General features: G+C 72.9%; 8 protein-coding genes and 1 pseudogene. 4 read left to right on the top strand and 5 right to left on the bottom strand.

Going from position 1 to position 14,505, the window contains the following annotated elements; all coding sequences use genetic code 11:
• The first annotated feature begins 4 nt into the window (after positions 1–4).
• On the top strand, positions 5–967 hold the full coding sequence (locus FEF34_RS18205; RefSeq protein WP_138054111.1) for a hypothetical protein: 963 nt from the start codon (positions 5–7) through the stop codon (positions 965–967).
• A 109-nt stretch (positions 968–1,076) separates the two neighbouring features.
• Here the strand turns inward: FEF34_RS18205 and FEF34_RS18210 are convergent, their stop codons facing one another.
• Entirely contained in the window at positions 1,077–3,143 is a 2,067-nt protein-coding gene (locus FEF34_RS18210) for a PhoX family protein (protein ID WP_138054112.1), read from the bottom strand.
• Between the two features lie 317 nt (positions 3,144–3,460).
• On the opposite strand from FEF34_RS18210, the gene FEF34_RS18215 reads away from it, so the two are divergent.
• A complete protein-coding gene (locus FEF34_RS18215; RefSeq protein WP_325063637.1) occupies positions 3,461–5,272 on the top strand; it encodes a VWA domain-containing protein in 1,812 nt (603 codons plus the stop codon).
• Positions 5,273–5,767: 495 nt separating this feature from the next.
• Here the strand turns inward: FEF34_RS18215 and FEF34_RS42935 are convergent.
• Positions 5,768–6,069, bottom strand: a pseudogene (locus FEF34_RS42935) (ATP-binding protein); the annotation flags it as partial.
• A 66-nt stretch (positions 6,070–6,135) separates the two neighbouring features.
• On the opposite strand from FEF34_RS42935, the gene metG reads away from it, so the two are divergent.
• The gene (metG, locus tag FEF34_RS18225; protein WP_138054114.1) at positions 6,136–7,791 is read left to right on the top strand and encodes a methionine--tRNA ligase; all 1,656 of its coding nucleotides are present in this window, start codon (positions 6,136–6,138) and stop codon (positions 7,789–7,791) included.
• 202 nt (positions 7,792–7,993) lie between these two features.
• On the opposite strand, the gene FEF34_RS18230 is transcribed toward metG, so the two are convergent.
• Positions 7,994–8,788, bottom strand: a complete 795-nt coding sequence (locus tag FEF34_RS18230; protein ID WP_138054115.1) for a hypothetical protein — start codon at positions 8,786–8,788, stop codon at positions 7,994–7,996.
• A 400-nt stretch (positions 8,789–9,188) separates the two neighbouring features.
• Positions 9,189–10,976: an aspartate--tRNA ligase gene (aspS, locus tag FEF34_RS18235; RefSeq protein ID WP_138054116.1), complete on the bottom strand. Its 1,788-nt coding sequence runs from the start codon at positions 10,974–10,976 to the stop codon at positions 9,189–9,191.
• 188 nt (positions 10,977–11,164) lie between these two features.
• Between aspS and FEF34_RS18240 the strand changes: the two genes are divergently transcribed.
• Positions 11,165–13,354, top strand: a complete 2,190-nt coding sequence (locus tag FEF34_RS18240) for an ATP-binding SpoIIE family protein phosphatase (protein ID WP_138054117.1) — start codon at positions 11,165–11,167, stop codon at positions 13,352–13,354.
• On the opposite strand, the gene FEF34_RS18245 is transcribed toward FEF34_RS18240, so the two are convergent.
• Positions 13,276–14,382, bottom strand: coding sequence for an AI-2E family transporter (locus tag FEF34_RS18245; protein WP_138054118.1), 1,107 nt, complete (start codon positions 14,380–14,382; stop codon positions 13,276–13,278). The two genes, FEF34_RS18240 and FEF34_RS18245, sit on opposite strands and share 79 nt — an antisense overlap.
• Positions 14,383–14,505 lie beyond the last annotated feature (123 nt).

Genomic DNA, 14,505 nt, shown 5'->3' on the forward strand with positions numbered 1-14,505 from the left:
GGACATGGTTGCTGCTCGCCGCCGCTTCGAGCCGGTCCTCGACCCGGACTTCGGTGACCGGGCGCTGACGGAGGCCCGCCACGACATCGTGATCGGGCGCTGGCAGGGGGTGCGCGACCTGCTGCACGCCACCGGGCCGGACTGGCCGCGCCGCACCCACCGGCTGCGGCAGCTCTCGCACGCCGCGGCGGGGTCCTCGGCCGTCGAGGCGTGGTGGGCGGCCGAACCGGAGAACCCCGACGCGGCCGTGCTGCGCGCCGCGACCGCGGTGGTCCGGGCCTTCGACGACGCCATCGCGCGGGGCCGGGGCGCCTCCGTGGACCGCGGCCGGATCGACGTGGCGGTGATGGCCTGCATCGGTGCCGCCGAGGCGGCGCCCGCGGACCCGATGCCGTGGGTGTCGCTGCTGACGGTGGCCAGGCTCTACGACGGCGGCGTGGGACGGCGTCAACTGCGTTGCTGGTGGGATGAGTTGCGACGGCGAGACCCGGACAACGTCGAGGGCCACGTGCAGTTGCTGCGCTACTGGTCGGCGCGCTGGCACGGCACGCACGGCTCCATGTACGACGTCGCCCGCGACGCGGCGGGCGCGGCCCCGCCCGGCTCCCCGCTGCCGGTGCTCGTGCAGATCGCCCGGGTGGAGGAGTTCCGCTATGTGGCGGAGGGTTCCCGCGGCCGGGCCCCGGTCCGCGACTTCGGCCAGCACTGGAAGCACGAGCTCGCGGTGACCGAGGTGCGGCGCACCTGGGAGCGCTGGATCGGCGGCCGGCCGGCGGGCCCGGTCCTCCCCGAGGAGGTGGGCGAGCTCAACCATCTGACGCACGCCGCCTGTTACGCCGGCGAGACGGACGTGGCACGCCGGCTGTTCGCGATGCTGGGCACACGGGCGGCACGGGTCCCCTGGTCGTACACGGGCGACCCCGCCGAGCAGTTCGCCCGGTTCCGCGCGGCGACCGCCTCCGACTGACGCCCCCGGCCGGCGCGGAGAGCCGCCGCGGACGGGCGCGGCGGCCCCGCGGGAACGGCCTCCCCCGTGGGCCCGGCGGGAGCGGCCGGGCCCACGGGGCTCACCGGGGTCAGACGCCGATGTCGCGGCCGTCCTTGCGGTAGACGGCGACGACCGACGGGCGCACGAGGCGGCCCGGTCCGTCGGGCCACACCGATGCGGGCTTCTCGACGGTCGCCCCGTCGATCTCCCCGGGGTGCTGGACGGCGACGATCACCCGGCGGTCCTGGATGATCGGGCCGCAGGTCTCGGCGCCCTTCGGCACCGTGAGGAACTGCTTCAGCTCACCCCGGCGCTCGCCGGTCGTCGCGACCCCGAACAGGCCGTCGTGCGAGCCCAGCTGGGCGCCGTCGGTGGAGATCCACAGGTTGCCGTGCGGGTCGAAGGCCACGTTGTCCGGGCAGGAGATCGGGCTGACCTTCTCCTTCGGGTAGCCGGCGAAGTACGTGGCCGGGTCCTCCGGGTCGCCCGCGACCAGGAACAGCCGCCAGGCGAAGCCGTCGGAGGACGGGTCGTCCCAGTGTTCGGCGAGCTCCAGGATCTGGCCGTGCTTGTTGAGGTTGCGGGGGTTGGCCTCGTCCGCACCCGGCTTGCCGGCCTTGCCCCGGTCGGTGTTGTTGGTCAGCGCCACGTACACGCGGCCCGTGCGCGGGCTCGGCTCGACGTCCTCGGGGCGGTCCATCTTGGTGGCACCGACCTTGTCGCCGGCGAGGCGGGTGAAGACGTACACCTCCTCGGCGGTCATGCCCGGGACGTGCGAGACGTCACCGGTGGCCAGAGGGATCCACACACCGCTGCCGTCGAACTCGCCGTCGTTCGGGAGCTTGCCGGTGCCGTCGATGTCCTGGGGGGAGTCTCCGGTGAGCTTCGCGACGTACAGCGTGCCCTCGTCCAGCAGCGTCAGGTTGTGCGCGCGGGCGGCACGGCTGCCGCCCTTCCGCATCCGCTTCGACGAGACGAACTTGTAGAAGTAGTCGAAGCGCTCGTCGTCGCCCATGTACACGACCGGGCGGCCGTCCCGGGTCAGCCGGGGCTGCGCGGCCTCGTGCTTGAAACGGCCGAGGGCCGTGCGCTTTCGGGGCGTGGAGTCCGGGTCGTACGGGTCGAGCTCGACGACCCAGCCGAAGCGGTGCGACTCGTTGGGCTCCTGGGCCGCGTCGAAGCGCTTGTCGAAGCGCTCCCACTTGCGCTCGGTGGCGCCGGTGGTCAGGCCGTAGCGCTTGTCGGTGGCGCTGGTGCCGTTGGCGAAGTACTGGTTGAAGTTCTCCTCGCCGTGGAGCGTGGTACCCCAGGGGGTCGTACCGCCGGCACAGTTGTTGAGCGTACCGAGGACCTTGGTTCCGGTCGGGTCGGCGGACGTCTTGAGCAGGGCGCTGCCCGCGGCGGGGCCCGTGAGGCGGAACTCGCTCGTAGCCGTCAGACGGCGGTTGAGCCAGTGGCGGGTGACGGGCGTGAGCTTGCCGCTCCTGCGCTCCTCCTGGACGACGACCACGGAGAGGCCGTGCGCGGCCCAGGCGATCTCGACCTGCTCGCGGGTCGGGTTGGCGGCGTCGTAGCCTTTGAACATCAGCTGCTCGTCCGTGTACTCGTGGTTGGCCACGAGCACCTGGCGGCCGTGCTCGCGCAGCGGCAGCAGGCTGAGGAAGTCGTTGTTGTAGCCGAACTGGCCTGCCTGCGCCCCGGCCGTCTGCCGGTCGGCGTCGAACGCGGGCGCGCCGCGCAGGATCGGCTCGCCCCAGCGGATCACCACGTTCTGGGCGTACCCCTCGGGAACCGTCACCTTGTCGGCGGTGTTGGGCCCGACCGGCGTGAAGCGCAGACCGCGGGCGCCGTCGCGCGTGCCGCCCCCGTGTCCGCCGTGGCGGGCGTCACCGGCGGCGGGCACGGCGGCTGCCTGCGCGGACGGCGCGTTCTGCGCGACCACGGCACCGCCGGCGGCGGTGGCGACGGTCACGACAGCGGCGGTGCGCATCATCGAACGCCGCGACAGCGTCGCGGCGATGACGTCACCGGCGTACTCGTTGTCGCTGGTGTTCGGCACCTCGTGGAAGCAGGCGTCCCCACAGCGGTACCGGCAGGTGAGAGCGGAACGACCGCCCGCGTGGTTCGAGCTCAGGAGCGGCAGCATTCTGCGCACGTCTTCCCCAATCCCCTCGGCGCCCCGCGCCGACATCGTGTCGGAATGTCTCCGGCCGCGACGGTAGGGGCACATGTGAGCAGTGCGGCGGCAGCCAGGTGAACGGGGGATGAATCCGGAGCGACCGGGGGCGCCCTTGACGCGGGAGGGGCTTGCGGCCGTACGGAAGAGGCGGCCGCTAACCTTACGTGTCCGCGCTGGCCGGAGCTGCGGCGTTGCCGCAGCCGGGCCGGACAATGCCGGAAAATGCGGACATTGATCGCACCCAATTCACGCGAAAGGCCTCGCTCATGGGCATTCGGAGCTTGCTGCGAAAGGTGTTTGGACGCGAGCGTACGGAGTCGTCCTCACCGGCCTCCACGACGACCCCCACCGTCTCCCCCTCCGTCCCGCCCCAGGCCGAGGCCCCCAACCCGCAGGACCGTGCGGCGGATCTGGTGGCGGCGGCGTTCGACACTCCCCCGGGCACGCGCCCGACGATCCCGCCGGCCCGGACTCCTTCCACGCCGGACGCGGCCGCGGGGACGGAAGCGGCCGCGGGGACGGAAGCGGCCGACGCGGCCGGGCAGGACAAGCCCGCCGAGGACGGTGCCGCCGCGACCGCCCCGGATGCGGGGACCGAGGCAGCTCCGGCCGCCGAGCCGGGGTCCGCCGCGACCGAAACGCCCACGGCGGATGCGGAGACGGCCGCCGAGGACGCGGACGGCGCGGCACCCGGGACCGCCCCGGCCGATGCGGCCGAGGCCGACGCCGGGGACTCGACATCCGGGACCGCCGTGGACGAACCCGCTCCCGCCTCCGACGCGAGGACAGGAACGGAGGAGGCCGAGCCCGAGGCCGCGGCTGAGGCGACCGCCGACACCGCGGAGCCGGTCACCGAGACGGGCACAAACGCCGACGCCGCGGTCACAAAGCCCACGAAGGAAGACACAGCCAAGACCGAGCCGGTCGCGGCTGAGGCGACCGCCGACACCGCGGAGCCGGTCACCGAGGCGGCCCCCGCCACCGACGCGGCGCAGGCGGAGCCCGCCACCGCGGCCGACGCCGAGACGGACACCACCGCGGGCGACACCGCTCCCACGACGCGCGAGCCCGTCGCCGCCGACGACGGCACCGGAACGGCTCCTGCCTCCGACGGGACCGCGGCCGAGCCGGCCAGCGACGCCGACCCGGCCCCCGCCGAGGACACCACCGTCGAGCCGAAGCCCGAACCCGCGGACACCACCGTCGAGCCGAGCCCCGCGGTCGAGCCCGTCGCGGCCGCCTCTGGTCCGGTCGCCGCAGCCACCGGCACCGAAGCCGATGCCGTCGAGAAGCCCTCCGCCACAGCCACCGGCGCCGAGACGGACCCCGAGCCCGTCGCCGCCGAGCCCGTCGCCGCCGCGGCCGGGGCCATCGCGACCGCCCCCACCACCGACGACGACACCGCCGCCACCGGCAAGCCCGCCTACTCCCTCGCACGCGTCAAGGCGCGGGCCGCGGCGCTCGTCGGCGCGTACAAGGCGGCCGGGGCGGCGCTCAAGGGGGCCGGGGCCGCCGGGGCGCGGGCGAAGGTGTACCTCGTGCTGGACCGGTCCGGGTCGATGCGGCCGTACTACAAGGACGGCAGCGCACAGCAGCTCGGTGAGCAGACCCTCGCGCTCGCCGCTCACCTCGACGAGGACGCGTCCGTCCACGTCGTGTTCTTCTCGACGGACATCGACGGCACCGGCGAGCTGACGCTCGCCGAGCACGAGGGCCGCGTCGACGAACTGCACGCGGGCCTCGGGCACATGGGACGTACCAGCTACCACCGGGCCGTCGAGGAGGTCGTCGCGCACCTCGAGAAGTCCGGCGCCGACGGCCCCGCGCTCGTCGTCTTCCAGACCGACGGCGCGCCCGACGCCAAACAGCCCGCCAGGCAGGCGCTGGCGGAGGCGGCCGGAAAGCCGCTGTTCTGGCAGTTCGTGGCGTTCGGCGAGTACGACGCCAAGGGCTTCGACTTCCTGCGCAAGCTCGACGCCGACGCCTCCGTGGAGAACGCCGCGTTCTTCCACGCCGGCCCGGACCCCCGCGAGCTGACCGACGAGGAGCTCTACGAGGGGCTGCTCGGCGCGTTCCCGAAGTGGCTGGACCGCCGCGGCGGCTGATCGCCGCGACCCGGCCGGTGTCGCCGGAAGGCCGCACCGGCCGGGGACGGGACCACGCGCCCGCAGAGCGGCCCGGACCCGCCCCACAGAGGTGCGCCCACGGGTGGCGGAAGGTTCCGGGGGCGCGGAGGGGTCGTGCCACGGACGCTCAAGCGTGATGTGGGGTGCCCGGAGGACCGGCCTTACCCGGTGAACGGTCCGGGGCACGCCCAGCTCACGCCGCCCCGAAGAGGAGCCCCCGGGGGACCCCGGACGCTGCCCGCCCGGCGCGGGCCGGACACGAACCCTCACCCCGTCGGGGCTCCGCCCGGACGGGGTCCGGCGGCGTCCGGGGACGGGCGCCCGCCCGTGTGAACCGGTCCGCCCCGCACCGGCAGCGACACCCGCACCACCAGCCCGCCCCCGGGCCCGGTCCCACCCCCTGACACCGAGCCCGCCGGCCCCGGACCGTGCGAAGGCCTGGGCCCGGGCCCGGGCCCAGGCCCACGCCCTAGCCCCGGCTCCGCCCGTATCCGTCCCGCCGTGCGCCACGGCGATCGAGCGCACGATGCTGAGGCCGAGCCCCGCGCCCGGGCCCGTCCGGTCCCGCCCCTCCCCGCGGCGGAACGGCTCGAAGAGCCCGGCGGCCTCCGCGGCGCCGGCCATCGGACCGGTGTTCGCGACGGTCAGCAGCCCGCCGTCGCCGACACCTCGACCGTCCCGCCCGGAACGTTGCAGGCCACCGCGTTCGCCACCGGATTCCGCACCAGCTGGGCCGGCAACAGCCGGTTGCCCGGGACCGTGCCGGCCCGGGAGGCCTCGGCTCGGACGCCGTACCGTTATGCGTGTGAGTCGATCTTCCGGCGGCCGTTAGGATTTCGACCATGGCGGCCACTGGATCCGAGAAGCAGGGGACGAGCGAAGGCGTGAAGGCCTTTTACGTATCGACCCCCATCTACTACGTCAACGACGCTCCTCACCTGGGCCACGCCTACACGACCGTCGCAGGCGACGTGCTCACGCGCTGGCACCGTCAGCGCGGCGAGAAGGTGTGGTATCTCACCGGCACGGACGAGCACGGTCAGAAGATCATGCGCACCGCGGAGGCGAACGGCGTCACCCCGCAGGAGTGGTGCGACAAGCTCGTGGAGGAGGCGTGGAAGCCCCTCTGGGAGCACCTGGAGATCGCGAACGACGACTTCATCCGCACGACCGAGCGCCGGCACACCGACCGCGTCCAGGAGTTCGTGCAGGACCTGTACGACAAGGACGAGATCTACAAGGGCGGGTACGAAGGCCCGTACTGCGTGGGCTGTGAGGAGTACAAGCTCCCCGGCGAGCTGCTGGACGGCGAGGGGGACCTCGCCGGCGAGCAACTGTGCCCCGTGCACAAGAAGCCGGTGGAGATCCTCAAGGAGGAGAACTACTTCTTCAAACTCAGCGAGTACGGCCCGAAGCTGCTGGAGTTCTACGAGGCCAACCCCGGCTTCATCCAGCCCGCGTCCGCCCGCAACGAGGTCGTGAACTTCGTCAAGCAGGGGCTGCAGGACCTGTCGATCTCCCGATCGACGTTCGACTGGGGCATCCCGATCCCGTGGGACGAGAAGCACGTCATCTACGTGTGGGTCGACGCCCTGCTGAACTACGCGACGGCGGTCGGCTACAACGAGAACCCGGCGAAGTTCGCGGACACCTTCCCCGCCGACGTCCACCTCGTCGGCAAGGACATCCTCCGCTTCCACGCGATCATCTGGCCCGCGATGCTCATGGCGCAGGGCCTCCCGGTGCCCGGCAGGGTCGCGGCCAACGGCTGGCTGATGGTCGGCGGCGAGAAGATGTCGAAGTCGAACCTGACCGGCATCAAGCCCCAGGACCTGACCTCGCACTTCGGCGTGGACGCGTACCGCTGGTACTTCCTGCGCGCGATCGCGTTCGGCCAGGACGGCTCGTTCTCGTGGGAGGACTTCTCCGCCCGCTACACGAGCGAGCTCGCCAACGACTACGGCAACCTCGCATCGCGGGTCGCCGCGATGGTGGGCAAGTACTTCGGCGGCTCGCTGCCCGAGGCCACCGCGAACGGCGAGGCCGAGAAGGCGGTCCAGGAGGGCCTGGCCAAGGCCGTGGCCGAGGCCGACCGAAGGATCGGCGAGGAGCTGGACTTCCAGGGCGGCATCCTGGCGGTCTTCGACTTCGTGAAGCAGGTCAACGGCTACATCACGGAGCAGGAGCCGTGGAAGGTCGCCAAGACTGCATTTGATCATGCTGCTGACGCAGCGGGCTCCGAGGAGGGCCGCGCCCGCCTCGCGACCATCCTCTACACGGCGGCCGAGTCGTTGCGGGCCGTGGCCGTGCTGCTGAACCCGGTCATGCCGGACACCTCGCAGAAGCTGTGGGACTCCCTGGGCGCGGAGGCGTCGCTGGGCGCCCTGGCCGCCCAGCGGGTCCAGGACGCCGCGGAGTGGGGCGGGCTGCCGGCCGGCTCGACGGTGACGAAGGGCGCGGTGCTCTTCCCGCGTCTCGAGGAGCCCAACAAGGCCTGAGGGCCCGGGAGGCGTCCGGTGCGCACGCGCACCTGACCGGCCCGCCGGACACCGGCCGCGGCGCGCCCGAGCGCATGGCGGGGCCGGGGAGTCACGGTTTCCCCGGCCCCGCCGCGTATCCGCCCCGCCGCGGATCCGCCCCGCCGCGGGCGGCACGTCCACCGGTCGGCGGTCATCGGTCCGGCGCCGTCCCGCCGGCCGGTCAGCGCGCCAGTGAGGCGCTGTCGCCCATCACGGCCACCGGCCGCTTGTCCGGATCCAGCAGGCGCAGCAGGTCGGCCATCCGGTCCAGTCCGAGCGAGACGCAGCCCTGGGTCGGGCCGTCGTGGTCGACGTGGATCCAGACGCCCCCGCCCCGGTCCCAGCCCATGGGCCGCCGCTCGTCGAGCGGGGTCAGTCCGGATTCACGGTTGTAGTTGATCGCGACGACGTAGTCGAAGGAACCCCGCAGGGTCTCACCCCGGAAGCCGGTGCCGACGGCCACGAACTCCTCGGACTGGTGGTACGGGAGTTTCGTGCCCGGGTCGGGCAGCCGGCCGCCGGCGTCGGTGAGCCCGAAGACGCCGATCGGCGAGCGGTGGTCCCCGGCCCAGTGCTCGTCGGTCCATCCCTTCAGGGCGTTGCGCGCGGGCCAGGGCCCGGCGACGGCCCTCCAGCGCCTGTCCTCGTCGCGCTCGTAGAGCGTGGCCGTGGACTCGCTGGAGTTCGTCGACCTCCCGCTCACCAGGAATGCCTGGTCGGTGGCGTCGGGGATGAGCTCACTGGTCCTGGGCCCGAGCCCGGGGAGCCGGGCGGGTCCCACACGGTCGGCGGCGGGCGGGCCGGCGTGCGGTGCCGCGGGGGAACCGGCCGGCGGACCGGCGTGCGGCGCTCCGGCTTCCGGCGCCGCGGGGAGGGGGCCGGCGGCGGGCGGCGCCGAGGGCTTCGCGCAGCCCCCGAGCAGCAGTCCGGCGGCCAGCAGTGGCAGCGCTGCTCTGGTCAGTACGGTGCTGAGCACTCCGCGATGTCCTCTCGTGATCCTCGCGCGGTGCGAGCGGCCGGTCGGTCCGGGCGGTTCACACGGCGCGTGCGGTCCGGGCGGCCCCTGCGGCGCGTCCCGCGCCTGGCGGGGCCGGGTCCCGGTGGGCCGTCGACGGCTCCTCGCGTGCATTCCCGCCGCCGTGCCGCCCGTCGTCGGCGCGACGCCGTGAACGACTCGGAAGGAGCACGAAAACAACGCGGAAGGGCCCGGAACCCGAGGGACGCACCGGGTCAGTGCGTCCCCGGTGGCTCCGGGCCCTTCCGTGATCATCGCCGCGTCGGCGCCGTCGTACGGCGGGCCCGCTCGGCGGGCCCGCCCTCACCGGGCGGACGGGTGCGGTACCGCCCTCACCGGGCGGACGGGTGCGGTACCGGCCTCACTTGGTGGGCTTGTACGGCGTCGGCTTCGCCGGCCCCTTGTAGATGCCGATGTGCAGCTCCTTCAGGCGGGCTTCCTCGACCTCCGCGGGGGCGCCCATCAGCAGGTCCTGCGCGTTCTGGTTCAGCGGGAACGCGATGGTCTCGCGGATGTTCGGCTCGTCGGCCAGCAGCATCACGATGCGGTCGACGCCGGGGGCGATGCCGCCGTGCGGCGGGGCGCCGTACTGGAAGGCGCGGAGCATTCCGGAGAACTCGCGTTCGACGGTCGCACGGTCGTAGCCCGCGATCTCGAAGGCCTTGAACATGATGTCGGGCTCGTGGTTCCGGATGGCACCCGACGACAGCTCGACGCCGTTGCAGACGATGTCGTACTGCCAGCCGAGGATGTCCAGCGGGTCCTGGGTCTCCAGGGCCTCCAGACCGCCCTGCGGCATGGAGAAGGGGTTGTGCGAGAAGTCGATCTTCCCGGTCTCCGGGTCCTTCTCGTACATCGGGAAGTCGACGATCCAGCAGAACCGGAAGACGTCCTCCTCGAAGTGACCGGAGCGGCGCGCGGCCTCGACCCGCACCGCACCCATGATCTTGGAGACCTCGTCGAACTCGCCCGCGCCGAAGAACACCGCGTGGCCGGGCTTGAGGCCCAGGCGCTCGGTGAGGACCTCGACGTTCCCCTCGGTGAGGAACTTGGCGATCGGGCCGGACAGCGCCCCGTCGTCACCGACACGCACCCAGGCCAGGCCCTTGGCGCCCTGCTCCACGGCGTACTCGCCGAGCTGGTCGAAGAACTTCCGCGGCTGGTCCTGCACGGCCGGCACCGGGAGGGCGCGGACGTGCTTGCCGGCGAACGCCTTGAACTCCGAGCCCTCGAAGACGTCGGAGATGTCGACGAGCTCCAGCTGCGCCCGCAGGTCCGGCTTGTCGGAGCCGTACTTGAGCATCGACTCGCGGAACGGGATCCGCGGGAACGGCGAGGTGACGTGGCGGCCGCCGCCGAACTCCTCGAACAGCTCGGTCATCAGCCTCTCGACCGGCCGGAAGACGTCCTCCTGCTCGACGAAGCTCATCTCGATGTCGAGCTGGTAGAACTCGCCGGGCGAGCGGTCGGCGCGGGCGTCCTCGTCGCGGAAGCAGGGCGCGATCTGGAAGTAGCGGTCGAAGCCCGCGATCATCAGCAGCTGCTTGAACTGCTGCGGCGCCTGCGGCAGGGCGTAGAACTTGCCGGGGTTCAGCCGGGACGGCACCAGGAAGTCACGGGCGCCCTCGGGGGAGGTCGCGGTGAGGATCGGGGTGGCCATCTCGTTGAAGCCGAGCGCGGTCATCTTGTGCCGGATGGCGGAGATGACCGCGGTGCGCAGCATGATGTTGCGGTGCATGCGCTCGCGGCGCAGGTCCAGGAAGCGGTACTCGAGGCGCCGCTCCTCGTTGACGCCGTCGTCCGTGTTGATCGTGAAGGGCACCTGGGCCGAGGAGCCGAGCACCTCGACGTCGGTGACCTCGATCTCGATCTCGCCGGTCGGCAGGTCCGGGTTGACGTTGTCCGTGCCACGGGCGGAGACCTTGCCGTCCACGCGGACGACGGACTCCTTGCTGAGGTGGCTCAGGGCCTCGTTGGCCGGGGTGCCGGGACGGGCGACGAGCTGGACCAGACCGTAGTGGTCGCGCAGATCGATGAAGAGGATGCCGCCCAGGTCTCGGCGATTGTGCAGCCAGCCGCTCAGCCGGACGTCGGTGCCGACGTCAGAGGCGCGGAGCTCGCCGCAGGTGTGGGACCTGTACCGATGCATCGTCGTTCATCCAGTCTTCGCGATGGGGGATGTGGGCGGACCCACCAAGGTTACCGCCCGGCCCATGGTCGCCCTTCCGGATTACGGCGCGGTGCCGTGAGGCCCGGCGGCACCGCGGATCCACCGTGGCCGGCCGGCCCCTGCGCCCCAGCGGGTGTGGGCCGGAGCAACCTGAATAGAGTAGGAAAATGCGCACCGAGGACGTCCTGGCCGCGACGGCGACCGGCCTGTGGCGCTGGGACAACGCAGCCGGGACCGTGAGCCTCGACGCGGAGGCCGCCCGGCTGCTCGGGCTGCCCGGTGGGGGCGGCACGTACACCACCTCGGCCGTGCGCTCGCGTCTGCACCCCGTCGACTGGAACGAGGTCAGCGGCATCATCGGGCTCGCCGTGGCCGAGGGGACCCTCGCCGAGTCCCGGGTGCGGGTCGTCGACATGGAGGGACGGGTGCTGCGCACCGTGCGCAGCCGGTGCAGGCCGGTGGTCGAGGGCGACGGCTACCACCTCTTCGGCACGATCCAGGAGGTCCCGGAGCCACAGCCGGGCACGAGCGCGCACACCCCGGTCACCGGCGACTGGCGGCGTTCCCGCGAGGCGTTCCTGCTGGACGCGGGCCGGGCGCTGGCCGAGGCGCGGTCCACCGCCGAGGTGCTGCGGGTCGCCGCGTCGCTGTCGATGCCGGGCTTCTCCCCCGACGGTCTCGCCGTCTTCGGCGTCACGGCGGACCGGCTCAAGGTCCTCGGGCACCACGGCTACGACGAGCACGAGGCCGGGCCCCTCGCCGACATGCCGCTCGACACCGAGTACCCGGCCGCCGAGGTCATCCGCACGGGACGGGCCCTCTACGTGCCGACGCCGGAGGACTACCGGCGCCGGTACCCCACGATGTGGCCGCTGATCGAGGTCTACGGCAGGCAGTCGTGGGCCTTCCTGCCACTGATCGTCGCGGGTCGCACGATGGGCACCTGGATGGCCGCGTTCAGCCATCCCGTGGCCTTCACACCCGACGAGCGCTCGGTCCTGACCACGGTGGCCCGGATGCTGGCGCAGGCGCTGGCCCGCGCCGGGGTCGCCGAGAGCGAACGGGAGCTGTCGCGGGGGCTCCAGCGCTCGATGATGCCGTCGCTGGGGCCGGGCATCCCGGGCATGTCGGTGGCGGCCCGGTACGTGCCGACCGGCGGCGGCCTCCAGGTCGGCGGCGACTGGTACGACCTGATCCCGCTGCCCGGCGGCTCGCGTGCCGAAGGAGCGGGCAGCGGGAGGATCGCGCTGGTCATCGGCGACGTCCAGGGCCATGACGTGCGGGCGGCCGGGCTGATGGGGCAGCTGAGGACCGCCCTGCGCGCGTACGCCGCCGAGGGCCACCGCCCCGACGCGGTGCTGGCCCGGGCCTCCCGCTTCCTGGCCGGGCTGCACGACTACACGGAGAGCGAGGCGTACGACGACGGCGATCCCGTGGGCGGCCACACCGCCCCGCGCTTCGCGACCTGCCTCTACCTGGAGTGCGACCCGGCGACCGGCTCGATCGAAATCGCCCGGGCGGGGCACCCCGATCCGGCGATCAGGATGGCCGACGGCACGGTGATCCTGCGGCCCACGGCCGGCGGTCTGCCGCTGGGTATCGACCCGGACTCCGACTACCCGACGACGCAGATCGTGCTGGAGCCCGGTGAGACGATCATGATCTGCACGGACGGGCTGCTGGAGACCGGCGGGCACGACCTGGACAGCGGTTGGGAACGGATCCGGTCCGTGCTGGAGGAGCACCCGGAAGAGGTCGGCTCGCTGGAGAAGCTCGCGGACGCTCTGGTGCAGGCCGTGCACGGGCCGGCCTCGCACCACACCACGGGTCCGCTGTCGGACCGCCGCGAGGACGACATCGCGGTCGTGCTGCTGTCCCGGCACGGCAGGCCCGCCCGCCGGGCCCCGCGGCGCACGGTCCTGACCGTCCGCCAGGCCGAGCCGGAGCGGATCTCGGTGGCGCGGCGGCAGATGCGGGACCTGCTGTACGACTGGGCCGACCACGAGCAGATCGACTCGGCGGTGCTGATGGTCTCCGAGATGGTCACCAATGTGCTGGTGCACACCGACGGGGACGCGCTGATGGTGGCGGAGGCGGCCGGGGAGCACGGCTGCCGGCGGTTGCGGGTCGAGGTCTCGGACACCAGCGACGAACTGCCGCACAAGCGGCGCCCGGGCGAGCTGGCGTCGTCCGGGCGGGGCCTGGTGCTGATGGAGATGCTCGCCGACATCTGGGGCGTGGACCCGAGGGGCGAGGGCAAGTCGATCTGGTTCGAGCTCTACGAGCCCGGTCCGGGGGAAGGACCCCCGGAGGCGGTCCCGCCGGGGCCGTGCGTGGGCTCGCCGACGGCTTCGTAGCGGCTGCGCAGCTCCCCGACGATCCCGAACGCGGCGGCCGTCAGCGGCACGGCCAAGAGCATCCCGAGGATCCCGGCGATGCCCGCGCCCGCGGTGATCGCCAGCATCACGACGGCCGGATGCATCTGGACCGTGCGGCTCTGGATCATTGGCTGCAGGACGTGGCCCTCCAGTACCTGAACGGCGAGGACGACGCCGAGCGCCCAGAGCGCGATCACGAAACCCCGGTCGGCGAGCGCCACGAGCACGGCCATCGAACCGGAGAGGAAGGCCCCCAGATAGGGGATGTAGGCGAAGACGAAGACGAGGGCGCCCAGACCGACCGCCCCGGGCACCCGCAGGACCAGCAGGCCCACGGTGATGCAGACGGCGTCGATCAGGGCGATGAACGTGGTGCCCCGCATGAAGCCCTCGACGGCCTCGAAGGCCCGCCGCCCCATCGCCTCCGCCATGTCCCCGGTGGACTGCGGGACGAGGGAACGCAGGGTGGCGACCGCGCGGTCGGAGTCGCGGAGGAAGAAGAAGATCAGCAGCAGGGCCACGACCGCGATGGCGATCATCTCGCCCACGACGCTGATCCCGGAGATCACCTCGGACGCGGCCGTCCCGCCGAACCTGGAGAGCAACTCCTTGGAGTTGGTGGCCAGGTCGTCGAGCGAGGTGCCGGCGGCGCCGAAGTGCCTGGCAAGGCCGTCGGCGGCCCGCTTGAGGGAGGCGACGATCTGGTCCCCGGACTCGATCAGCGCGTTGACCACGATGTACATGGCTCCGCCGACGACCGCGACGACGGCCGCACAGGTGATCCCGGCAGCGAGGGAGCGCCGGACCTTCATCCTGATCAGGCGACGGTGCAGCGGACCGAGCAGCGCGGTGCCCAGCAGCGCGAGCAGCAGGGGGGTGACGGCGGTCTTGAACTCGACGATCAGCCACACGCCGACGGCGGCGACCCCCGCGACGAGCAGCGCGACGGCGCACCAGGCGGCGAGACGCTGCACGGGCCGGGGGAGAAGGGTCTGCGGCGGCGGCACGCTTCCAGCCGATCACGCCCGCCGCGGGCCGTCCCGTCCGCGGGGTCCGGACGGGTGACGGCTCGTCAGGTGAGGAGCGGCGCTCGTCGCGGCGGGGGAGCGGACCGCCCCGTCCGCCGGGCC

The organism is Streptomyces marianii, assembly GCF_005795905.1.
Lineage (GTDB): Bacteria > Actinomycetota > Actinomycetes > Streptomycetales > Streptomycetaceae > Streptomyces > Streptomyces marianii.